14 protein-coding genes and 1 pseudogene are annotated in these 21,889 nt (G+C 65.1%); 10 read left to right on the forward strand and 5 right to left on the reverse strand.

The window, feature by feature from the left end:
• Together YWC_RS34080 and YWC_RS0125695 are read left to right on the forward strand one after the other, a co-directional pair.
• Positions 1-1,199, forward strand: a 1,199-nt coding sequence (locus YWC_RS34080) for a putative Ig domain-containing protein (RefSeq protein ID WP_027867932.1), incomplete at its 5' end; no start/stop codon positions are given.
• 560 nt (positions 1,200-1,759) lie between these two features.
• Positions 1,760-2,335 (forward strand): DUF4214 domain-containing protein, encoded by a 576-nt coding sequence (locus YWC_RS0125695; RefSeq protein WP_027867933.1) that lies wholly within the window; start codon positions 1,760-1,762, stop codon positions 2,333-2,335.
• Between the two features lie 151 nt (positions 2,336-2,486).
• On the opposite strand, the gene YWC_RS0125700 is transcribed toward YWC_RS0125695, so the two are convergent.
• On the reverse strand, positions 2,487-3,332 hold the full coding sequence (locus YWC_RS0125700) for a sulfurtransferase (RefSeq protein WP_051306762.1): 846 nt from the start codon (positions 3,330-3,332) through the stop codon (positions 2,487-2,489).
• A 145-nt stretch (positions 3,333-3,477) separates the two neighbouring features.
• Between YWC_RS0125700 and YWC_RS0125705 the strand changes: the two genes are divergently transcribed.
• The 3 genes from YWC_RS0125705 (at position 3,478) to dnaE (ending at position 11,352) form a co-directional block, all read left to right on the forward strand.
• Positions 3,478-4,611, forward strand: coding sequence for an acyltransferase family protein (locus YWC_RS0125705; protein ID WP_027867935.1), 1,134 nt, complete (start codon positions 3,478-3,480; stop codon positions 4,609-4,611).
• Between the two features lie 177 nt (positions 4,612-4,788).
• Complete coding sequence (locus YWC_RS0125710) at positions 4,789-7,731, forward strand: Ig-like domain-containing protein (protein WP_027867936.1); 2,943 nt, start codon at positions 4,789-4,791, stop codon at positions 7,729-7,731.
• A 123-nt stretch (positions 7,732-7,854) separates the two neighbouring features.
• Complete coding sequence (gene dnaE / locus YWC_RS0125715; RefSeq protein WP_027867937.1) at positions 7,855-11,352, forward strand: DNA polymerase III subunit alpha; 3,498 nt, start codon at positions 7,855-7,857, stop codon at positions 11,350-11,352.
• Between the two features lie 193 nt (positions 11,353-11,545).
• On the opposite strand, the gene YWC_RS0125720 is transcribed toward dnaE, so the two are convergent.
• Complete coding sequence (locus YWC_RS0125720; protein WP_229413203.1) at positions 11,546-12,649, reverse strand: DUF5694 domain-containing protein; 1,104 nt, start codon at positions 12,647-12,649, stop codon at positions 11,546-11,548.
• A gap of 140 nt (positions 12,650-12,789) precedes the next feature.
• Between YWC_RS0125720 and YWC_RS30925 the strand changes: the two genes are divergently transcribed.
• Together YWC_RS30925 and YWC_RS0125730 are read left to right on the forward strand one after the other, a co-directional pair.
• Positions 12,790-13,833: a glycoside hydrolase family 43 protein gene (locus YWC_RS30925; protein ID WP_051306763.1), complete on the forward strand. Its 1,044-nt coding sequence runs from the start codon at positions 12,790-12,792 to the stop codon at positions 13,831-13,833.
• A complete protein-coding gene (locus tag YWC_RS0125730) occupies positions 13,830-14,801 on the forward strand; it encodes a glycoside hydrolase family 43 protein (protein ID WP_027867939.1) in 972 nt (323 codons plus the stop codon). The genes YWC_RS30925 and YWC_RS0125730 overlap by 4 nt, the downstream gene beginning before the upstream one ends.
• 7 nt (positions 14,802-14,808) lie before the next feature.
• On the opposite strand, the gene YWC_RS0125735 is transcribed toward YWC_RS0125730, so the two are convergent.
• The gene (locus YWC_RS0125735) at positions 14,809-15,660 is read right to left on the reverse strand and encodes a glycosyltransferase family 2 protein (RefSeq protein ID WP_027867940.1); all 852 of its coding nucleotides are present in this window, start codon (positions 15,658-15,660) and stop codon (positions 14,809-14,811) included.
• 55 nt (positions 15,661-15,715) lie between these two features.
• Between YWC_RS0125735 and YWC_RS0125740 the strand changes: the two genes are divergently transcribed.
• Together YWC_RS0125740 and msbA are read left to right on the forward strand one after the other, a co-directional pair.
• Positions 15,716-16,996, forward strand: coding sequence for an O-antigen ligase family protein (locus tag YWC_RS0125740; protein ID WP_027867941.1), 1,281 nt, complete (start codon positions 15,716-15,718; stop codon positions 16,994-16,996).
• Positions 16,986-18,731, forward strand: a complete 1,746-nt coding sequence (gene msbA, locus YWC_RS0125745; RefSeq protein ID WP_267872175.1) for a lipid A export permease/ATP-binding protein MsbA — start codon at positions 16,986-16,988, stop codon at positions 18,729-18,731. The genes YWC_RS0125740 and msbA overlap by 11 nt, the downstream gene beginning before the upstream one ends.
• 150 nt (positions 18,732-18,881) lie before the next feature.
• Here msbA and YWC_RS0125750 read toward each other — a convergent pair whose 3' ends face one another.
• Positions 18,882-21,134: a family 1 glycosylhydrolase gene (locus YWC_RS0125750; protein WP_084416605.1), complete on the reverse strand. Its 2,253-nt coding sequence runs from the start codon at positions 21,132-21,134 to the stop codon at positions 18,882-18,884.
• 246 nt (positions 21,135-21,380) lie between these two features.
• On the opposite strand from YWC_RS0125750, the gene YWC_RS0125755 reads away from it, so the two are divergent.
• Positions 21,381-21,620: a hypothetical protein gene (locus tag YWC_RS0125755; RefSeq protein WP_229413204.1), complete on the forward strand. Its 240-nt coding sequence runs from the start codon at positions 21,381-21,383 to the stop codon at positions 21,618-21,620.
• Positions 21,621-21,695: 75 nt separating this feature from the next.
• On the opposite strand, the pseudogene YWC_RS33630 reads toward YWC_RS0125755, so the two are convergent.
• Positions 21,696-21,889, reverse strand: a pseudogene (locus YWC_RS33630) (IS481 family transposase); the annotation flags it as partial.

Raw genomic sequence — 21,889 nt, forward strand, 5'->3', positions numbered from 1 at the left:
TCGTCCGGGTGCTCGCTTCGTACACCGACGCCCAGGGCACCGCTGAATCGGTCGCTTCCACGCCGACGGCCGCCGTGGCCAACGTCAACGACGCGCCGACCGGCATCATCCTGTCCGTCGGCACGGTGGCCGAGAACAGCAACGCCGGTACGGAAATCGCGGCGCTGAGCGCTTCGGACCAGGACGCGGGCGATACGTTCACCTACGCGCTGGCGGCCGGAGATGGCACCACTGACGCCGATAACGGCCTGGTCGAGATCGTGGGCGACAAGCTCAGGGTCAAGGCGGGAGCGGTGATCGACTTCGAGACCAATCCAAGCCTGGCGATCAACGTGAAGGTGACGGATGCGGCCGGCGCCAGTTACGTCAAGGCGCTGACGGTGAATGTCACCAACGTCAACGAAGCGCCGACCGTTGTCAACGCGATTGCTGACCAGAGGGCGGTAAAAGACACGGCCTTCAGCTTCCAGGTGCCGGGAAATGCCTTCGCCGATGTGGATGCCGGCACCACGCTGACTTATAGCGCCACGCTGGCCGGCGGCAGTGCGCTGCCGGCCTGGCTGAGCTTTGATGCCGCCACGCGCACGTTCAGCGGCACGCCGCTGAATGCCGACGTGGGCCGGATCGACATCAAGGTCACAGCCAGTGATGGGGCAGCTGCACCGCTGTCAGTGAGTGATACCTTTGCGTTGACGGTGCCCAACGACCAAGTCTTGACGGGCGGGCCGGGCAGCGACACGCTGATCGGCGGCGACGGTAATGACGTGATCACCGGTGCTGCGGGTGCCGATTGGCTGACGGGTGGCGCGGGTGCAGATGTGTTTGTGTTCGCTGCTGGCGATACTGGTTCGTATGTCTTCAACGACGTGAATGCTAACGGGTTTTTCACGACGGGTGACACCTTCACCGGTAACTTCGATGTCATTACCGACTTTACAACTCGCGTTGACCGGATCGACCTGACGTCGAGCAAGGATTATCTGAGCCGCTACATCACGCTGAATGGCACTGATACGGTAGCCTTTGCGAGCCCAGCGGCGACGCACGAATTCTACGTGACTGGCAATTATGCTGCCGGAGTATTTACAGTTGCTGCTGCCGGTACTGACACCCTGGTGTTTTTCAATGGCGGCATGGGTAAGGAGGCAGTCGTGTTGGTAGGTATTACCAACCTGAATCCAGCGACCGACTTGATCTAAGTGCCAGATGCCCTCGTTTTATCGGGGGATTAAGGCCATGGAACCCTGCCCCTCAGGATGCGGCAGGGGTGCTTTCCCTGAAGGGCTTTTGTCTTTCGGGAAGTCCAAAAAACGGCGTAACGTCTTGCAGGCCAACAACGCGTGCAAGGCCTGACTCTCGTTGCGATGCTGGCGGCAGCTTTGCTCCTGACTTTGCGTGAGCCAACGGACTGCCAGCCAGCGTTGTCTCTCTACTACCACATCTTTTCCGGCAGAACGTTGCCAACTGGCCTACGCATACCCACAATTTTTTTCACTTCTGCACTATTCTGGACAGACGATGGTCTGTCGAACCGATGCGTCGGCAGCTTGCGCAAACCCGCATGGCCACCAGTTTTCAGCTCATCGTTACGGTCACTGACATGCCTTGCCAAAGCTCGAAAAATCCGTTTCCTCATGAAACATATTTCTGTATGTAATTGATTTTCTTGAAGAAATTAGGTGCGCACAGATGAGTGAATTGCGCCCTTGTTCTTTTTATTACGGTATATTTTCCTTACCATTTTGATGAGGAGGCCGTGATGGCAACTGATTACATTAACGAAGTGCAGAAACTGTATGTCGCCTATTTCAGCCGCCCGGCAGACCCGGCCGGCCTGGATTTCTGGGCCAAGAACCTGGCGACCAACCCGAACGGCTACCAGGAAATCGCCCAGGCGTTCTCGACCTCGGCCGAATACCAGGCGACCTATGGCGGCATGAATAACCGTGCCGTGGTGGCGGAAGTGTACGAGAACCTGTTCGGCCGTGCGGGCGAAGCCGCCGGCATCGATTTCTGGGCGAACGCCCTGAACACGGGTGCGCTGAACATCGGCAACGTGGTGACCGGCGTGGCCGCGGGCGCCCAGGGTGACGATCGCGTCGCGTTCAATGCCAAGGTGGGCGTGTCGACCCAGTTCACCAACCGGATCGATACCGCTGCCGAAATGGCCGCCTACACGGGCACCAAGACGGCGATCGCGGTCGACTACATCGCCCAGGTGAAGAACCTGCAGACGGGCGCCATGTATTCCGACCCGGGACAGATCGACGCCGCCATCGCGAAGATCGTCGGGTCGCCAAGCGGTGTCGACTTCGACGGCATGGCCATTGTTTGAAATAATATTTCAAAAATAGACGTTTTTTGAAATATTATGAAGTGAGATGTGCAGAGTAGTAAAAGCGGTATGGCGCAGGTAGCGCATTACCGTGGCAGAGCCAGATTGGGCGTAGAGTGGTCGGCCCCGCCGACCACGCGTCCATCCAATCTTACAAGGCGGCGCCCTTGTCCTTGCCGGCGCAGTGCGGGCAGGACACGCCCGGCACATACTCGGGCGACAGCTGCTGGCGCGGCGTCACCACGGCGCGGCAGGCGAAGCACTGTGTGGTTTCGGTCGGCTCGAGCTTGGGGTTGAGCGCGGTACGGTAGTCGAACACGAAGCAGTCGCCCTGGTAGTGCTCGCCGCCGACTTCCTCGAAATACTTCAGGATGCCGCCGTCGAGCTGGTAGACGCGCTCGTAGCCGATGTTCTTCATGTGGATCGCGGCCTTCTCGCAGCGGATGCCGCCGGTGCAGAAGGTTACCACCGTCTTGCCGGCCAGCTCATCCTTGTGCTGCGCGGCCACTTCGGGAAACTCCGTGAACTTGTCGATGCGGTAGTCCAGCGTGTTCTGGAAGGTGCCGACATCGACCTCGAAGGCATTGCGGGTTTCCATCATCACCACCGGCACGCCCTCGTCGTCGTGGCCCTGGTCGAGCCAGCGCTTGAGCGTCTTCGGATCGACCGACGGCGCGCGGCCGAGTTCCGGCTTGATGAGCGGCATGCGCATCGTGATGATTTCCTTCTTGATCTTCACCAGCATGCGCTTGTGCGACTGCTCAAGTGACAGGCTTTCCTTCCACTCGAGGTCAGCTAATCTTGCGTCGCTGCGGACCCAGGCGAGGTACTGGTCGATGTGCTCGCGCGTACCCGACAGGAACATGTTGATGCCTTCCGGCGTCAGCAGGACCGTGCCTTTCAGGCCGAGTTCGTTGCACAGCGCCTGGTATTGCGGGCGCAACGCTTCGAGATTGTCGAGGGTGACGAATTTGTAGGCGGCGATATTGACGTACATGGCTGCTGAGGCTGGGACTGGTGAAGACAGCTGGCTATTATAAGGCAGCTGCTGTGCGAAGCGGCAATTCCAGAGGGAATGGCTCGGGTTTTCACATTAGAATAGAAGAATTAGAACAACAAGCCGCGCGCCAGCCGGCCCTGCCATGCATTCCCTGAACATCCAGTACAACCCGCGCATCGACCAGCTGCGCTGGCTCGCCGCCACCCTGGTTTTCCTGTTCCATTTCCACCTCGAATATGCCGGCAACGGCGGCGTGCGCCTTGGCGGCCCCTGGACCGCCCTGATCACGGAAGGGCACACCGGCGTCGGCCTGTTCTTCACGCTGTCGGGCTTCCTGTTCATGCAGATCGCCCTGCACCAGCACGGGGCCGGGCGCGAGATCGTCTACGGCGATTTCCTGCGCAACCGCGTGCTGCGCATCCTGCCGCTCTACCTCGTCATCTTCCTGGTCGCCACCTCGATCGGCCGCGACAAGTTCGCGCCCCAGGACCTGCTCTACCTGTTCGCCTCCAACCTCGGCCTGGCGCCGACCTCGGGCACGGTGATCACCGGCGCCGCCTGGACCATCTCGCTGGAATTCCTGTTCTACCTGGTCTTCCCCTTCCTGGCGCGCTTCACCATCGAACGCGGCGTGGCCTACCTGGGTGGCTGGCTGGTGCTGATGGCCTTCTTCAAGGTGGCGGCTTATACGGTCAACGACAACAGCACGCTGATGTATTTCAGCACCTGGGTCGGCCGCTTCGACCAGTTCCTGATCGGCATGGCGGCGGCGATGCTGTACGCCCGCTGGCGAACGCAATTGACCCGCTGGGCGCCGCTGCTGCTGGTGGCGAGCGTGGCCCTGGTCCTGTGGGATACCGCCCTGATGCACCGCGTCGCGCCCTTCGGCGCCACGCCGCGCTCGGCATTCTGGATTGTCTGGCCGACGCTGGAGAGTCTTGGCTGGGCCGCGCTGATCCTGGCCTGGGTCTCCTTCGGGCCGCGCCTGCCTTCGCTGGTCGAACGCGCGCTGAGCCAGGGCGGCAAGATCAGTTTCTCGTTCTACCTGCTGCACATGGGCCTGCTGCACATCTTCGCCGCCCGCATCGGCCTGGTCGCGCCGACCGGCAATGTCTGGGCCGACGCCGCCATCATGCTGGCGGTGGCCTATGGCGCCACCTGGGCGCTGTCCACCCTGAGCTACCACATCGTCGAGGAACCCTTCCTGCGCATGCGCCGCAATTATGGCGCCCGCGGCAAGCTGCCGTCCGCGGCGCCGGCGGAAGGGGCTGCCTGAGTGACCGAAAGTGTCACATCTTTTTCGACAGGAGTTCGTTTATTTAACACTGTGTTGTAAATGCGTTTAACAAGTCGCCAGGCTTGTTATTTCTTGCTGCAATGGAAGTTGCCACAAATTAAAATCCGCCTTTGCCGTTCAATTAAGCATTGTCGAATTTTTTAAAGGCCACTTCCGATGACCTCCTTCTACCGTGGCGCGGCATTCGCGCTCTCCCTCCTGCTGGCGGGGTGCAATGCCGGCGATCCCGCCGACATCAAGGCCGACCGCTCCGAGCTGGCGGGCCGCTTCGGCCATACCCGGGACGCGGACATCCCGGCCGGCAATACGCCCGGTGTGGGCAGCATGCGCGGGGGCGGAGCGGCGACGGGCTTCCCGACCACCCAGCTGCTGGCCAACCCCGGCTTCGAGGGCAGCTTCGGCTGGCAGGCCACGGCCGAGGTGCTGAGCATGGATGCCGAGTATTCGTACCAGGGCACCGGCTTCGCCTACCTGCTCGGCTATAACAATGCTAACGACGTCGTGTACCAGGACGTCGCGATCCCGGCCGGCGCCACCGCCGCGACCCTGCGCTACTGGTACGGCATGATCGCAAGCGACACCAACTCCGCGCCGGGCGCCGACAAGGTCACGGTCGAGGTCGTCGATCCGGCGAACGGCCGCGTCCTGCAGACCCTGGCCACGCACAGCAATGCGGTGCTGAATACCTCCTGGATGCAGAGCCCCGAAGTCGACCTGGTCGCCTACAAGGGCAAGACCATCCGCCTGCGCTTTACCGGCACCAGCGACGGCGCCGGCGTCAGCCACTTCTTCCTCGACGAAGCCAGCCTGGTCGCGGTCGTGCCGCCGGCGCCTGCCCCGGCTCCCGCGCCGGCGCCCAGCGCGCCGCCGTCGATGAGTTTCCCGGCCAACCGCAGCGCCTACAACATCACGCTGTCGGTCAACAATCAGATCCTGATCACGGACAGCGCCGGCCGCACCCAGAGCCCGGTCGCGGGCACCAAGCGCCTGCAGTTCCTGGACGCGACCGTGGCGCTCGACCTGGACGGCGTGCCCGGCCAGGTGTACCGCATCTACCAGGCCGCGTTCAACCGCCAGCCCGACGTCGAAGGCCTGGGCTACTGGATCGACCTGGCCGAGAAGGCGCCGCTGTCGCTCGACACGGTCGCCGCCGGCTTCGTCGGCAGCCAGGAATTCCAGAGCCTGTACGGCGCCCTGGACAACAAGGCCTTCGTCGAACGCGTCTACCAGAACGTGCTGCAGCGCCTGCCCGACGCGGCCGGCGTGGCCTTCTACCTCGGCCACCTGAACACCGGCGCGGTCACGCGCACGGCGGTGATGACCGCGTTCTCGGAATCGAAGGAGAACAAGGACCGGGTGCTGCCGCTGATCCAGCGCGGCATCGTCTACAAGCTGCCGGCCGCGGCCTGCAAGGCCGGCGAAGTGCTCGCCAATAACGCCTGCGTGCCGAAGCTGGCCGTGGTGTCGGTCGATCCGCCGAATAACGCGACCAACGTCGGCACCCTCACTCGCCTGATGGCCGGCTTCAATATGCCGCTGCTGTCGACCTCCCACCTCAACAGCGGCAAGATCACGATCTCGCCGGCGATTCCGGGCCGCATGGAGCAGGTCAGCGACAACGTCTGGAGCCATGGCTGGCCGCAAGGGCAGGCCGAAAGCCTGCAGCTGCGCCCGAATACCCGCTATACCGTCACCCTGCAGCAGGGCCTGCAGGCGGCCTCCGGCGCCACGCTCGATGCGCCGTTCTCGTGGTCGTTCACGACCACCGCCAGCTGCTCGGTCGGCACCGTGCAGAACGGCGTGTGCGTGGTCGCCACCAGCTGCCCGGCGGGACAGGTGCTGAGCTACGGCACCTGCGTGCCCTCGGGCTCGACCAGCAACCCGAATCCGGCCCCGACGCCGGCGCCGAACCCGAACCCGGCCCCGACGCCGCCGTACACCGGCCCGGCGCCCTCGATCTGCCCGCAGCCGTTGAAACTGGTGGGTAACGTCTGCAGCTCCGGCACCTCGTCGGCGAACTGGCTGAACCTGGTCGACAGCAGCCCGATCCACCAGGGCACGCTGCGCAGCGCGCCGGCCTTCGGCGCCGGCGTCGCGCGCAGCGTGACGGTCAGCTTCGACAAGGACGTCAATCCGAGCACCGTCTCGAGCACCGCCTTCTACGTGACCCGCGAATCGATGAACCAGAAGATCCCGGGCGAGGTTCGCGTCTCGGGCCGCACCATCACCTTCACCACCACCGCGACCACCGGCTTCGCGCCGGACACCTACACCATCACGCTGACCAACCAGCTCAAGAGCACGGGCGGCCTGCCGCTGCCGGTGGCCAGCACGGCCATCTATTTCGGCGTGCGCGGCGACTTCACCGTCACGCCGCCATCGGGACTGACCGACGTGCCGACCAGCTCCTACGTCTCGGTCGTCTTCAACCTGGGGACCCAGGTCGACCCGAACTCGATCAACGCCAATACCTTCAGGCTGATCGACCTGGCCAGCAATGCCCAGGTGCCGGGCACCTTCCAGGTGCTGGCCGACCAGGTGCGCTTCCGTCCGAGCTCCCTGGCGACGTCGTCCTGGTACCAGGCAACCCTGACCACCGGCGTACGCTCGAGCAGCGGCACCCCGCTGTCGAGCGACTTCAGCTGGAGCTTCCGCACCTCGGCTGCGCCCTTCGTGCCGCATCCGGACCCGACCCCGAGCCCGACCCCGAATCCCACGCCGACGCCGAACCCGACGCCGACTCCGACGCCCACGCCGAATCCAACCCCGGGCGGCGGCTCGCCGGACAAGGACGGCTGCTTCGTGCCGCGCCATGTGCCGGAGTGCCTGGCCGCCACGCCGACCTTCAGCGCCGACAAGACCATGAAAGTGGTGTATGCGAACAGCTGCGGCGGCCGCGTCACGGTCCGGGCCTGCAACCGCTACCCGAGCGGGAACGAGGATTGCGGCAGCATCGCCGTGGCCAACGGGAACTCCAACAACTGGACGACGACCAAGGCGAGCGGGCAGTGGACCTATCAATACACCGGCTCGAACAACTCCTCGATGGACTTCGTCTGCCAGGGCCGCGACCCGCAGTTCTCGGTCAAGCGTCCGTAAGCGCCTGAGCCGCCGGCAACGCCCGATGCAGCGCATCGGGCGTTTTACATTGTGGGTGCCTGGGAGCAACGATCGGCCGGCGCCGTGCTAGATGGGAATCCCCCGGCGAGGTAAAATGGCACGATGACTTCCCCCATCTTTACCCACCTCCGCGTCCACTCCGAATACTCGATCGTCGATGGCCTCGTGCGCATCGACGACATCGTGGGGGCCTGCGCGAAGGACCAGCAGCCGGCGCTGGCCGTGACCGACCTGGCCAACATGTTCTGCCTGGTGCGCTTCTATAAAGCGGCGCGCGGGAAGGGGATCAAGCCGATCGTCGGCGTCGACGCCTGGATCACCAACGACGAGAACCGCGACAAGCCGTCGCGCCTCCTGATCCTGGCCAAGAACCGCACCGGCTACCTGCAGCTGTGCGATTTGCTGTCGAAGGCCTGGCTCACCAATCAATACAAGGGCCGCGCCGAAATCCGCGTCGAGTGGCTGGAAGCGCTGGCCACGTCCACCTCGACGCTGGAACCGGAGGCGGATCAATCCAATGCCCTGATCGTGCTGTCGGGCGCCTGCTTCGGGGACGTCGGCCAGGCCATCGACCAGGGCGACATCGAGCGCGCCGAACGTGCGGCCCAGCGCTGGGCGCGCATGTTCCCGGGCCACTTCTACATCGAGATCCAGCGCGCCGGCCAGCCCAACCAGGAGCAGGGCGTGCGCCACTCGGTGGCCCTGGCCGGGCGCCTCGGACTGCCGGTGGTGGCGACCCACCCGGTGCAGTTCCTGAACAAGGATGAATTCATCGCCCACGAAGCGCGCGTCTGCATCGCCGAAGGCGAAATGCTGGCCAACGCCAAGCGCGTGCGCCGCTTCAACGAAGAGATGTGCTTCAAGTCGCAGGCCGAGATGGCGGAACTGTTCGCCGACCTGCCGGGCGCGCTCGCCAACTCGGTGGAGATCGCCAAGCGCTGCAACGTCACCCTCACGCTGGGCAAGCCCCAGCTGCCGGATTTCCCGACCCCGGACGGGATGAGCATCGACGACTTCCTGGTCTCCGAGACCAAGAAGGGCCTGGAAGAGCGCCTGGTGCAGCTGTATCCGAACGAGGAGCAGCGCGAGAAGGAACGCCCGCGCTACGAGGCGCGGCTGGAATTCGAGAACCAGACCATCATCAAGATGAAGTTCCCGGGCTACTTCCTGATCGTGGCGGAGTTCATCCAGTGGGGCAAGAACAACGGCGTGCCGATCGGCCCGGGCCGCGGCTCGGGTGCGGGCTCGCTGGTCGCGTATGCGCTCAAGATCACCGACCTGGATCCGCTGAAGTACAACCTGCTGTTCGAGCGCTTCCTGAACCCGGAACGCGTCTCGATGCCCGACTTCGACATCGACTTCTGCCAGGAAAAGCGCGAACTGGTGATCCAGCACGTAAAAGATTTGTACGGACGTGATGCAGTATCGCAGATCGCCACCTTCGGCACCATGGCGGCCAAGGGCGCGATCCGCGACGTCGGCCGCGTGCTCGACTTCGGCTACAACTTCTGCGACGGTATCTCCAAGCTGATTCCGTTCAAGCCGGGTAAACCGGTCTCGATCGCCGAGGCGATCGAAGAGGAACCGCTGCTCAAGGAGCGCCTCGAGAACGAGGAAGAGGTCAAGCAGCTGCTCGACCTGGCCCAGCAGGTCGAGGGCATCACCCGCGGCATCGGCATGCACGCCGGCGGCGTGCTGATCGCGCCGGGTAAACTCACCGACTTCTGCCCGCTGTACACCCAGGGCGGCGACGCCGGCGTGGTGTCGCAGTACGACAAGGACGACGTTGAGGCCGTCGGCCTGGTGAAGTTCGACTTCCTGGGCCTGACCACGCTGACCATCCTGGACCGCGCGGTGAACTACATCCGCGCGCTCGACCCGCAGGACGCCGATTTCAACCTCGAGACCCTGCCGCTCAACGACCGGCCGTCCTATAAACTGCTGTCCGAAGCCAAGACCGTCGCGATCTTCCAGCTTGAATCGCGCGGCATGCAGGGCATGCTCAAGGACGCGCGTCCCGACCGCTTCGAGGACATCATCGCGCTGGTCGCCTTGTACCGTCCGGGCCCGATGGACCTGATCCCCGACTTCTGCAAGCGCAAGCACGGCGAGAAGTTCGACTACCCGGACCCGCGCACCGAATCGATTCTGTCCGAGACCTACGGCATCATGGTCTATCAGGAGCAGGTCATGCAGATGGCGCAGATTGTCGGCGGCTACTCGCTGGGCGGCGCGGACATGCTGCGCCGCGCGATGGGTAAAAAGAAGGCCGAAGAGATGGCCGAGCACCGCGCCATCTTCCGCGCCGGCGCCGCCAAGGACGGCTTGTCGCAGGAAAAGGCCGACGAGATCTTCGACCTGATGGAGAAGTTCGCGGGCTACGGCTTCAACAAGTCGCACGCGGCCGCCTATGCGCTGCTGTCCTACCACACGGCCTACCTCAAGGTGCACCACACCGCCGCGTTCATGGCAGCCAACATGTCGCTGGCGATGGAAGACACCGAGAAGATCAAGATCCTGGTCGAGGACGCGATCGACGTCTGCAAGCTCACCATCCTGCCGCCGGACGTCAACGAATCTCACTTCCGCTTCACCCCGGAAGGCCAGCCGCGTTCCGTGACCGGCAAGCAGGTCTCGAACATCCGCTACGGCCTGGGCGGCGTGAAGGGCGCGGGGCAGGGCGCGATCGAGGCGATCATCGCCGCCCGCACCGAGGGCGGCAAGTTCAAGGACCTGTTCGACTTCTGCATGCGCGTGGACCGCAAGCAGATCAACCGCCGCACCATCGAATCGCTCATTCGGGCGGGCGCCATGGACGCATTCGGGGTTGATCGTTCTGTGCTGCTGGCTTCGGTCGGCTTCGCCATGGAAGCGGCCGGCCAGGCCGCCGCCGCCGCCAACCAGGTCAGCCTGTTCGGCGGCATTGACTCCGACCTGGTGGCGCCGCCAGAGTACGTCAAGGCGACCCCGTGGACCGACCGCCAGAAGCTGGCCGAAGAGAAGATCGCGCTCGGCTACTACCTGTCGGGCCACATGTTCGATTCCTACGCGGCCGAGGTGCGGCGTTTCGCCAAGACCAAGCTGAAGGACCTGGAACCGTCGCGCGACCCGCGCATGCTGTGCGGCGTGATCACCGGCGTGCGCACCCAGATGACCCAGCGCGGCAAGATCCTGATCGTGGCGCTGGACGACAAGACCGGCGTGGTCGAGGTGACCATCTACAGCGAGCTGCTGGAGCAGAACAAGAATATCTTCAAGGAAGACGAATTCCTGCTGGTGGTCGGCAAGGTGTCGGAAGACCGCTTCAACGGCGGCCTGCGCATCACGGCCGAAAAGGTCTACGACATCGCGGCGGCGCGCATCCAGTACGGCTTCAAGCTGGAGATGGACGTGCCCTGCGACCTCAATCCCGCCAAGCTGGCCGAGGTCCTGCAGCCGCACCGCATGCAGGACGGCATGCCGGTCAGCCTGCGCATCAAGCCGCAGGGCGTGGAAGCGATCCTGCAGCTCGGCGACGACTGGCGGGTGGCGCCGTCGGATACGCTCAAGCAGCAGCTGGAGCTGACGCTGGGGGCGAAGGACGTGGCGGTCGAGTACTGATCCATACGTCTTCGTCGGGTGGGCGGCTCCACCTGACGACATGATGCAGCCGCAGCTTTAGCGCCGCCCACGCGTTCAACTCTCTTTTGAGCAGAAGGACCGGCTGTTCACATGCCGGTTGAACGCGTGGGCGGCACACGTGATACAGGCGGAGCACATGGCCGGGTGGAGCCGCCCACCCTACAACTGCGTCTTACCGTAATACCACCGCCGTATCCACCACCCGCACGTCATGCATCTGGTGCAGGTAAGCCTCCAGGTAGCCCTTGTGCGAAGCCCCCACGACCACCAGCATCCTGCTTCCCGGCCGCGGCGTCAGCGCGTCGCGGATATTCGCCGCCATGCGCAGGTTGCGTGTCTCCCAGTAACCCACGTACTGGCGCCCGAAGCGTTGCGCCGACGGCTCTTCGAGCGCCGCACCGAAATCGCCCGCGAACGCGAGGCGCATTTCTTCCGGCCCGTTATAGGAGCGGTACAGCGCCAGCAGGTCTTCCGGGGTATCCAGTTTCGCCTGCAGCGCCTCGTTGGTCTTGCGGCGCTGGGCCACCGCCGGGTTGTCCCAGGCCTTCATGATGGCATCGCCCCAAGCCTTCTCGTCCGCGACCATGCGGTCAGCCGTGTGGTCGTCCATCGCGACTACCCGTTCGTGCCCCAGGCGCGCGGCCAGGCGGGCGGCGATCAGGTAGCTTTCGTCGCGCCGGTCCTTCAGCTTGCCCAGCAGTTCCACCAGTGTGCCGTCGAGGCCGTCGCCCGCGCGCCGCTCGGCCTCCGGCAGGCGCAGCCACTGCACGAGCGCCGAGGCGCGCTCGCCGCCCGCGAGGAACAGGGCCGCCAAGCGGCGGCGCTGGCTGCTCGAGGGGTTCGCGGGCCAGGACGCCAGCAGCTGTTCGGCCTGGGCTGTCGCCTCAGGCACGTCGAGGCCGGTCGCACGCCGGGCTGGCGCCGGATCCCAGCAGTAACTCGCGATCGTGTCCTTGTAGCGGAAGGAATAGCGGCGCACATGGTCGCACTGCGCCCCCGACAGCGCCTCGATGCTGATCGCATCCGGCTTCCAGGCGGCCAGCCGGTCCTCGAGGCCGCGCAGGGTGGCCGGATCGAAGCTCTTCGGAAAATAGGACAGGTGGGGCGAACCGAGCACCATCACCTCGTTCGCGGGACCCTTTGCCGGGCCCTTCATGGTGGCGGGAGCGAAATCGGGCTGGTAGGCCTGCGCGCTGGCGGCGCCGGAAAACACTGCTGCAAGGAGAAATGCATACATCGGGCGCACGTCGATTTCCTTTCCGGGGAAGTGGAACATCGGACGATCATGGCATGCCAGTTCTGCAAGATCAACCTATGCATGCCTCGAACATGCAAGGCGCATCAGCCGCCATTCTCTCAAGGTCTTGAGCGGTCGGCATGCTGCGGCCAGTCGCCATTCGGCTACCATTTGGCACCATGTCCCCTTCCATCGCCACCCGCCTGTGCGCCGCCTTCGCCACCGCCTGCCTGGGCGCCTGCGCGATGCCGCCTGCCGCGACGCCCGCGACCTCGCACTACCTGCTGGTGCACTTCACGGGAGACGCGGGGGAGGGCGAGCAGATCCACTTCGCCGCCAGCGCGGACGGCTACCGCTGGCAAGACCTGAACGGCTCGCAGCCGGTGCTGCGCAGCACGGTGGGCGAGCGCGGCGCGCGCGACCCGGCCATCCTGCGTTCCGCCGACGGCGAGCGCTTCTACCTGCTCGCCACCGACCTGCGCATCGCCAGCGGCAAGGGCTGGGATGCCGCCATGCACCGGGGCAGCACCAGCATCGTGGTCTGGGAATCCAGGAACCTGGTCGACTGGTCGGCGCCGCGCCTGGTGGACGTCGCCGGGGCGATTCCCGGGGCCGGCTGCGCGTGGGCGCCGGAAGCCATCTTCGACGAGAAGAGCGGCGACTACCTGGTCTACTGGGCCACCATTTCGCCGGCCGGCGGCATCGACAAGCCGCGCATCTACTACGCGCGCACCCGTGACTTCCGCAGTTTTTCTCCACCCGCCCTGTACATCGACCGCCCCGGCAGCACCGGCCTGATCGACACCCAGATCGTCAGGGTGGACGACCCGGCCGCTCCGTATCGCTATGTCCGCGCCTCCGGCGACGGCCAGATCACGCTCGAAGGCAGCAAGGAGCTGCTGGGCGACTGGTCCGTGCTGGGCGACCTGCGATCGGTCGGCCTGACCGGCAAGGACGTCGAAGGACCGATCCTGTTCCGCTTCAACGGCGGCAAGGAGTGGGGCCTGTGGGTCGACCAGTATGCGCGCCGCGCCGGCTACCTGGCGCTGGTGACGGACGACCTGTCCCGGCCCGCAGCTTTCCGCCGTGCCGATCCGGCCCGCATCTCCTACGGTGCGAGCCGCAAGCGCCATGGCTCGATCCTGAACCTCAGCGAAGCGGAATACCGCCGCCTGCTGGCCCGCTGGCCAGCCGCCTCCGAACCGAAAGCATCCACGCCATGACACCATTCCTGCTGCCGGCATCGATCCTCGCCTTCACCCTGCTGTGCGGCGCCGCCGCCCACGCGAAAAACCCGATTGTCACCGATATCTTCACCGCCGACCCGGCGGTCGTCGTCGATGGCGGCCGCCTCTACCTGTACACCGGCCGCGACGAAGCCGCCGAAGGCGAACAACGCTACAAGATGCACGAGTGGCGCGTCTATTCGACCTGCGACATGGTGAACTGGCAGGACCATGGCGTGCCGGCCACCTGGAAGACCTTTGCCTGGGCCAAGGGCGATGCCTATGCCGCCGACGTGGTCAAGCACAAGGGCAAGTTCTACCTGTACGCGCCGGTCAAGCATGCCAGCATCAAGGGGATGGCGATCGGCGTGGCGGTGTCGGATTCGCCGACCGGGCCTTTCCGGGATGCGCGCGGTTCGGCGCTCGTCACCAACGACATGACGCGCGAGACGCCCAACGACTGGGACGATATCGACCCGGCCGTGTTCGTGGACGACGATGGCCAGGCCTATCTCTACTTCGGGAACAAGGTCCTGAAATACGCGAAGCTCAAGCCCAACATGACCGAGCTCGATGGCCCGATCCAGACCGTCGGCCTGTTCAACTTCGAGGAGGCGCCCTGGCTGCACAAGCGCGGCGGCACCTACTACCTGAGTTATGCGAGCGGCCTGCCGGAAGTGATTGCCTATGCCACCGGCCCGAGCCCGACCGGCCCGTGGACCTACCGCGGCGTCATCATGGACAAGAACAAGGTCACGCACACGATCCACCAGGCCTTCGCCGACTTCAACGGCAAGTCCTACATCTTCTACCACAACGAGGTATTGTCGAATGCGGACTTCCGCCGCTCGGTGGCGGTGGAAGAGTTCAGCTACGGAAAGGACGGGGCCATTCCCTTCGTCGCCCAGACCGCCGCCGGGCCGCTGGCCAATCCCGGCCCCGGCTGCGCACCCGCCGCCCGCTGACGCCGCCTCAAGTGGCCGGGGCGGCGAACGGCCCTTCGCCCCGGTGTTCGCGCAGCCCGCGCACTGCCTGGACGGTCTTGCCGGCAGCCCGCTCCAGCACCACCTTGCGGTTGCTCGATTCCTCGTCGCGCCTGGCTTCCCGGTGCCACAGGTGCAGCACCTCGGTGGCCAGGGCGCCGTCCTTGCGCAGCACGCCGGCATGGAACAGGCGCAGCACCAGGTCGGCATCCTCGTGGCCCCAGCCGACGAAACTCTCGTCGAAACCGTTGACCTTCTCCAGGTCCGCGCGCCAGACGGCCAGGTTGCAGCTCTTGATGCGGCGCCAGCTGAACCGGCGCCGTACCCGGCCGAGGTCGGGCCAGCGCAGCATCGTCTGCAGCACCTTGTTCATGTCGCCGCGCAGGCGACAGCGCAGGCGGTCCAGCAAGGACATGCCGGCCACGTCGATGCGTTCGCGCAGGACGCGTTCGGTCAGCGCCTGGCTCAGGAGGATGCGGCTGCCGGCGACCAGGAAGCCCGGCCGCGCCAGCTGCCGGTGGCGCCGGATGAAGTCGCGCTGCGGCACGCAGTCGCCGTCCAGGAAGATGATATAGTTGCCGGTTGCCGCCAGCGTGCCGCGGTTGCGCGCCATCGCGGCGCGGAAGCCTTGGTCCGGCTGCCACACGTGCTTGAGCGGCACGGGCGAGCGCGCTGCCAGGGCGGCGACGGTGTCCCGCGTGTTGGCAGTCGAGCCGTCATCAGCGATAATGATTTCAAAATTCTTGTCATCCTGCATGAAACAGGCCTCCACGACCGCTGCGAGTGCGTCCGGGCGGTTGTATGTAGTGATCACGACAGAGATGGTCGGGGTTTGCTGCATGGAAGTCCAATTAACACGTGCTCAAGCTTGGCAAGAGTATCCCACAAGAACATGAATGAACAATAATCAGACGAAAATCGGGGTGCCGATGCAGCGTTGGATCGGCTTCCTGGTTTTCCTGTTCCCTTTCCTCAGCCTCATCACCCCGTCCGGCATCGGCTTTTCCAGTCTCGTCTTCGTGCTCGCGCTGCTGTGCGTGCCGCGCAAGGCCTGGGCGGCGATGGCGCCGCATTGGCGCGAGATCCGCTGGGTGCTGGCGGCCTTCGGCTATTACTTCCTGCTGGCGCTGGCCTTCGTGCTGGCGCGTCCCGAGGCCGACTGGAGCTACCTCGACAAGCCCTCGCGCATGCTGCTGGGATTCAGCGCCCTCATGCTGGTGGTGCTGGCCCGTCCCGCGCGCGCCTGGCTGTGGTGGGGCGTGATCGGAGGCGCCCTGGGGGCGCTGCCTTTCATCGCCTGGCAACGCTTCGTGCTCGATATCTACCGCCCGGGCGGCTGGCTCAATTCGATCACCTTCGGCGACATCGCATTGTGCCTGGCGCTGGTGGCGCTGGCGGCCGCCATCGACTACCGCCACAGCACCCGCAAGGCGATCTTTCCGGCGCTCGGCGCGCTGGCGGGCCTGGGCGCGACGGTCATCAGCGGCACCCGCGGCGGCTGGATCGCGCTGGTGCTGGCGGCCATCCTGTTCCTGACCTACGCGCGCCTGCTGCAGAGCCGGCGCGTGCGCCTGCTGCTGGTCGGCAGCTTCGCGCTGTTCGCCTCGACCTTCTTCATTCCCGCCTTCGGCGTGCAGGAACGGATGGACCAGGGCATGCACGACGTCCAGGTATGGCTCGACGGCGGCAGCGCTTTCTCGAACGTCGGCATCCGCCTCGAGCTGTGGAAGGGCGCCCGCTACCTGATCGCGGAAGAACCCTGGTTCGGGCGCAGCCCCGAGGACGTGCGCGCCGGACTGCGCGAGCTGGCGCAGCAGGGCAAGGTCCAGGACGTGATCCTCGAATTCGGCCACCACCTGCACAACGATATCCTGCAGGCGCAGGCGACCGGCGGCGTGATCGGGCTGCTCGCGTATGCCGGCATCCTGGCCGCGCCTTTCGCGTTCTTCGCGCGCGCCATCGGACGCGGCTCGCGCCGCGGGATGCCCCAGTTCGCCCCGGCCCTGGCCGGCATGCTGGTGGTGCTTGCTTATTTCGGCTTCGGCCTCACCGAAGTCATCTTCTGGTCCTTGAAGGGCAGCATGTTCTACGTGCTCATGGTGGCCCTCCTGATGGGCTTCTGCCTGAGCGCGAAAGCCGACGCGCAGGCCGGTATGGAAACACAACGTGGACAATAAATTGGAAAACAAGGTCATCATCAAACGCCTGCTGGCGGTGGTCAAGCCCTACCAGACGCGGGCCTGGCTGGCGCTGCTGTCGATGGCGCTCACCGCCGCCACCCAGCCGCTGCTCGGCAAGGCCCTGCAGCTCCTGATCGACCTCGGCTTCGAGGACAAGGTGCCGTTCAGCCTGTGGTGGATTCCCGGCGTGCTGGTGTCGATCTTCATCCTGCGCGGCATCGGCACCTTCTCGACCGCCTACCTGAACAACTGGGTCACCAGCCGCGTGCTGAACGACCTGCGCGCGATGGTGTTCGACCGCGTGCTCAGGCTGCCGGTGGGGCGCTTCCATGAAGAGTCGACCGGCAAGATCATCAATGTCGTGGTGAACGAGGTGCGCCAGGTGGTGGACATGCTGCAGTCGGTGTTCGTGGCCTGCGTGCGCGATACCCTGGTCGTGATCGGCCTGCTCGGCACGCTGCTCTACCTGAACTGGAAGCTGACCCTGGTGGCGATCATCGTGATTCCGCTCACCGCCGTGATCGTGCGCACCACCACCGGCCGGCTGCGCCGCCTGAACCGCGAGAACCTGCGCGTGACGGCCGAGCTGACCCAGGTGGTGGAAGAAGCCACGCGCGGCCACCAGGTGATCCGCGTGTTCTCGGGCGAACGCTACGAGCGCACGCGCTTCCATGCGCGCAGCGAAGCGCTGCGCGGCTTCTCGCAGCGCATGACGGTCGCGTTCGCGGCCACCACGCCGGTCACCCAGATCGCCACCTCGATGGCGCTGTCGCTGGTGGTGGTGCTGGCAATCCAGGCCAACATGACCCAGGGCGAGTTCGTCCAGTTCGTGACCATGATGCTGATGCTGCTGACGCCCATGAAGTCGCTGGCCGAGGTCAACGGCCCGATGCAGCGCGGGATCGCGGCGGCCGAGACGGTGTTCGGCCTGATCGACTCCCCGGCCGAGCTCGATACCGGCACGCGGGAACTGGGCCGGGCTAGAGGCCACCTGCGTTTCGAGAACGTCTCCTTCCGCTATCCGAACGCGGCCAGCCAGGCCCTGAGCGAGGTCACGCTGGACGTGCAGCCGGGCCAGACGGTGGCGCTGGTCGGCGTGTCGGGCGGCGGCAAGTCCACTTTCGTCAACCTGGTAACGCGCTTCTACGATCCGGAAGGCGGACGCCTGCTGCTCGACGGCGTGCCTTACCCGGACGTCAAGCTGGCCAGCCTGCGCGCGCAGCTGGCGATGGTGAGCCAGAACGTGGTGCTGTTCGACGACACGCTGGCGGCCAACATCGCCTACGGCGCGGAGAAGATCGACTACGAACGCCTGGCGGCGGCGGTCAAGGCCGCGCACCTGACGGACGTGGTGGCCAAGCTGGAAGACGGCGTGGAGACGCGCATCGGCGAGAACGGCATGCGCCTGTCGGGCGGCCAGCGCCAGCGCGTGGCGATCGCGCGCGCGATCTACAAGGACGCGCCGATCCTGATCCTGGATGAAGCCACCTCGGCGCTCGACAACGAGTCCGAGCGTGCGGTGCAGGCGGCGCTGGAGACCTTGATGTCGGGACGCACCACCATCGTGATCGCGCACCGGCTGTCGACCATCGAGCGCGCCGACCGGATCGTGGTGATGGAGCACGGCCGCATCGTCGAGCAGGGGACGCATGCGGAGCTGCTCGATGCGAACGGGATGTATGCGAATCTGTACCGGCTGCAGTTCGTGGCGGCGGATGAGGCGAGTTCGTAAGTTACCGGCTGCGCAGATGAAATTGGGTTCCCGCCTACGCGGGAACGACGGTCCTCAGGTTTGCAGTCACGACAGATATTGTGGCCTGCTACTTATGAACGTCGTTCCCGCGAAGGCGGGAACCCAATCTGCTTTTCAGCTCTTAAAACCTCAGCTGGCGTAATGCGCCGCTTCCCCGGGCAGTTCCGCATCGCGCCCATGCGCCCGGTCCTGCACCGCTTCCACATACCGGCGCAGCGCATCGTCCAGCGAGGGCAGCATGAGTGCCCGCTCGCTCGACAGGGCGCTGTATTCCGGCCGGCGCGCCAGGTGGCCGCAGGCCTCGCTCGATACCACTTCCAGCCTGGAGTGATCCACGCCTGCCGCGTCGCAGGCACGCTTGGCCAGCTCGGCCCAGGTGAGCGCCTCGGCATTGGTCAGGTGCCAGACGCCGCGTTCGCGGTCGATCAGGAGGTCGAGCGACACGTTGACCAGGTCCGGCACGTAGGTCGGCGAGACCACCATGTCGCCCGCGGCCTGGAAGGGCTGGCCGGCCTCGAGCGCATTGAGCGCCTGGGTGACGAAGTTGTGCCGGTCCCAGGGCCCGAAGAAGGCGCTGGTGCGGATCACCAGGGCCTGCGGGTCGGCGTCCAGCACGCGCTGCTCGGCCTCCATCTTGCTGCGGCCGTACACGCCGAGCGGATTGAGGGCGTCCGACTCGACATAGGGCGCGCCCTTGGTGCCGTCGAAGACCAGGTCGGTGGAGAAGGTCATGAAGCGCAGCTGGTGGCGGATGCAGGCCAGCGCCAGGATCGTCGCGCCCAGCGTGTTCTCGCGCATGCAACGCTCGAGCTCGCCCTCGGCCTCGTCCACGCGCACGTAGCCGCCCGCATTGATGATCGCCCAAGGCTTGTAGCGCTGGATAGCCGCCTCCACCGAGGCCGGATCGGTGATGTCCATCTCCTGGCGCGTCAGCACGCGGTAGGCCAGGTTGCGGTTCTCGCAGATGCGCGCGTAGGCCGAGCCCAGCGTGCCGGTGGCGCCGGTGATCAGGATCGGCTGCACCACGCTCGACTTGAACTGGCTGCGGATCGCGATGTCGGCTATGGCGGTGCGGGTCGCCACCGGCTTGCAGAAGAAGCGGCCCGGGCGGCGCCACCAGCCTTCGCCCTGCAGCACCGGGTTGGTCAGCGGACGTCCGCTGGACAGTTCGCGCATCAGGGTGGCGACGGCGGTCGGGCGCGGTTCGCCGCCACGCACGTCGAACGGGCCCGGCTCGTAGTAGCCGCGGCACTCGGTGACCAGGCAGTTCCAGTCGTAAGAGCCGAGGAGGGCCCAGACCGTCACCGCACGCACGTCGGCGCCCTGCTGGCGGGCGCTGCGCGCCGCGTTCCAGATCTCGAGCAGCCAGCGCATCTGGTCTTCGCGGTTGGCGTCGATGTGCGCTTCGGTGATGGCGATCGGCAGGCCGTAGCGTTCCCAGGTTTCCATCAACAGCGGCCCGATGCCCGGCGTCGGCGTGGCCAGCGCACGCGGCGTCTCGATGTCGGCGTGCGGGATGCCGCGGTAGACGTGGCGCCGGTTTTCCGGATAGCGCTCCGGACGGTGGTCGAGCCAGCGTTCGCTGGTGGCGTAGTAGTTGACGCCGATGATGTCGGGCGGGCAGGGGTTGTCGCGGAACCAGAGCAGCTCTTCCGCGGTGGCGTTCGACTCCAGCAGGTAGTTCCACAGCGCGTGGTGTTGGTCGACCTTACCGCACAGCAGGTCCCAGCCCAGCCAGCGGCGGTCGTTGAAGAAGCTGACCACTTCCTGCATCTCGGGCGTGCCGTAGGTCTTGGACAGGTCGTCGGTCGCCACCAGCTTGGCGCTCGGGTTGACTTCGCGGATCGCGCGCATCGCCAGCACGGTGGCGCGGCACTCGTTGATCAGGGCGCGGATGAAGGTGGATTCATCGCTGCCGTGCGGGTACCAGACGCCTGCCAGACCGGAAAAGCGCGCCGTGGTCAAGGGTTCGTTGACCGGGGTGTAGTACTCGGCCCAGGGGTAGCGACGGGCTACCGCGCCGGCGTACTCGGCGAGCTTTTCGGGGAAGGCGGGATCGACCAGGCTGGTGTCGCGTGGTCCGCTGCCATGGTGAAGGAGGCCGACGATGGGCGTGACGCCCAGCTGCTGCAGGGCCGGCAGGCGTTCGTCGGACCATGACCAGTCGGCGGACTCGATGCCATCGGGCGCGGTGCGCTCCCACAGTACCGGGTAGCGGATGGCCTTGATGCCGAGGGAGGCGAAGCGGTCGATGTCCTGCAGGCGTTCTGCGTGGCCGTTGCGCTCCATCTGGCTGAAGTAGTTGTCGCGTACACGGTTGACCGTGCATTCGAGCCCTCCCCAGAGCTCTAGTTCCGAAGTGTGGTCTGGCTGGTGCTTCATGGGTATGTTCATGTTCTGACCCGCTATTTTGTGAAGACAGACTAGAGCCTAATGGCCGCATGCGACGAGTTGTGTGAAGTAGCCCACATAAAAAGGACATTTCGGACCAGTCCTACATTTGCACGCATATTCCTAGTTAATGAGGCTAACTTCTGCTAACTGGAAATTTCTGAAGGCATCAAAATATGCCGACCAGTGCGCCGCGCGCTGCCGCGAGCGGCGACAATATGTCCATATAAGGAGGTCATGATGTACATGGTGTACTGGACAATCGTTGAAGGCGACAAGTGCACGCCCCACCAGGAGCTGTTCGAGACCACGGACATGGTGCAGGCGATGCAGCACATGGAAGCACTGCGCACGCGCCAGCGCGAAGGGGAGGGCGTGCGCTTCATCACGATGTCGTCCGAGCATCCGGACCTGGTCGGCCATCCGGGCGTGGACGTGACGGGGCCGGACTACAACTGGAAAAAGCGGCGCCGGTAGGGTGGGCGGGTCTGTATGGCACAGGGACATGGGTTACACATGTCTAGAGACATAGGTGACACATGTCGAACCATTCTACGCCTTAATCCTGAGGTCGATTTCTGCGACTTTTCGCGTACAGAACATGACGTCGAAGAGTCCATCGGTGTCAGTGGGCTTGACCGCAACAGGCTCTCCAGCCAGGCCCTCTCCGATATACGGTTGCAAACCTGAGAAACTGATGCAGCCGCTTTGTTTGACCTTCCTGACGTCGTCCTCATTGTCATACT

Origin of the sequence: Massilia alkalitolerans DSM 17462 (assembly GCF_000427785.1) — a bacterium.
GTDB classification, from domain to species: domain Bacteria; phylum Pseudomonadota; class Gammaproteobacteria; order Burkholderiales; family Burkholderiaceae_D; genus Telluria; species Telluria alkalitolerans.

Excerpts from the sequence above, each read along its gene's own strand:
- YWC_RS0125695 (WP_027867933.1), top strand. The coding sequence starts at position 1,760 with ATGGCAACTGATTACATTAACGAAGTGCAGAAACTGTATGTCGCCTAT.
- YWC_RS0125700 (WP_051306762.1), bottom strand. The coding sequence starts at position 3,332 with ATGTACGTCAATATCGCCGCCTACAAATTCGTCACCCTCGACAATCTC.
- YWC_RS0125705 (WP_027867935.1), top strand. The coding sequence starts at position 3,478 with ATGCATTCCCTGAACATCCAGTACAACCCGCGCATCGACCAGCTGCGC.
- YWC_RS0125710 (WP_027867936.1), top strand. The coding sequence starts at position 4,789 with ATGACCTCCTTCTACCGTGGCGCGGCATTCGCGCTCTCCCTCCTGCTG.
- dnaE (WP_027867937.1), top strand. The coding sequence starts at position 7,855 with ATGACTTCCCCCATCTTTACCCACCTCCGCGTCCACTCCGAATACTCG.
- YWC_RS0125720 (WP_229413203.1), bottom strand. The coding sequence starts at position 12,649 with ATGTTCCACTTCCCCGGAAAGGAAATCGACGTGCGCCCGATGTATGCA.
- YWC_RS30925 (WP_051306763.1), top strand. The coding sequence starts at position 12,790 with ATGTCCCCTTCCATCGCCACCCGCCTGTGCGCCGCCTTCGCCACCGCC.
- YWC_RS0125730 (WP_027867939.1), top strand. The coding sequence starts at position 13,830 with ATGACACCATTCCTGCTGCCGGCATCGATCCTCGCCTTCACCCTGCTG.
- YWC_RS0125735 (WP_027867940.1), bottom strand. The coding sequence starts at position 15,660 with ATGCAGCAAACCCCGACCATCTCTGTCGTGATCACTACATACAACCGC.
- YWC_RS0125740 (WP_027867941.1), top strand. The coding sequence starts at position 15,716 with ATGAACAATAATCAGACGAAAATCGGGGTGCCGATGCAGCGTTGGATC.
- YWC_RS0125750 (WP_084416605.1), bottom strand. The coding sequence starts at position 21,134 with ATGAAGCACCAGCCAGACCACACTTCGGAACTAGAGCTCTGGGGAGGG.
- YWC_RS0125755 (WP_229413204.1), top strand. The coding sequence starts at position 21,381 with ATGATGTACATGGTGTACTGGACAATCGTTGAAGGCGACAAGTGCACG.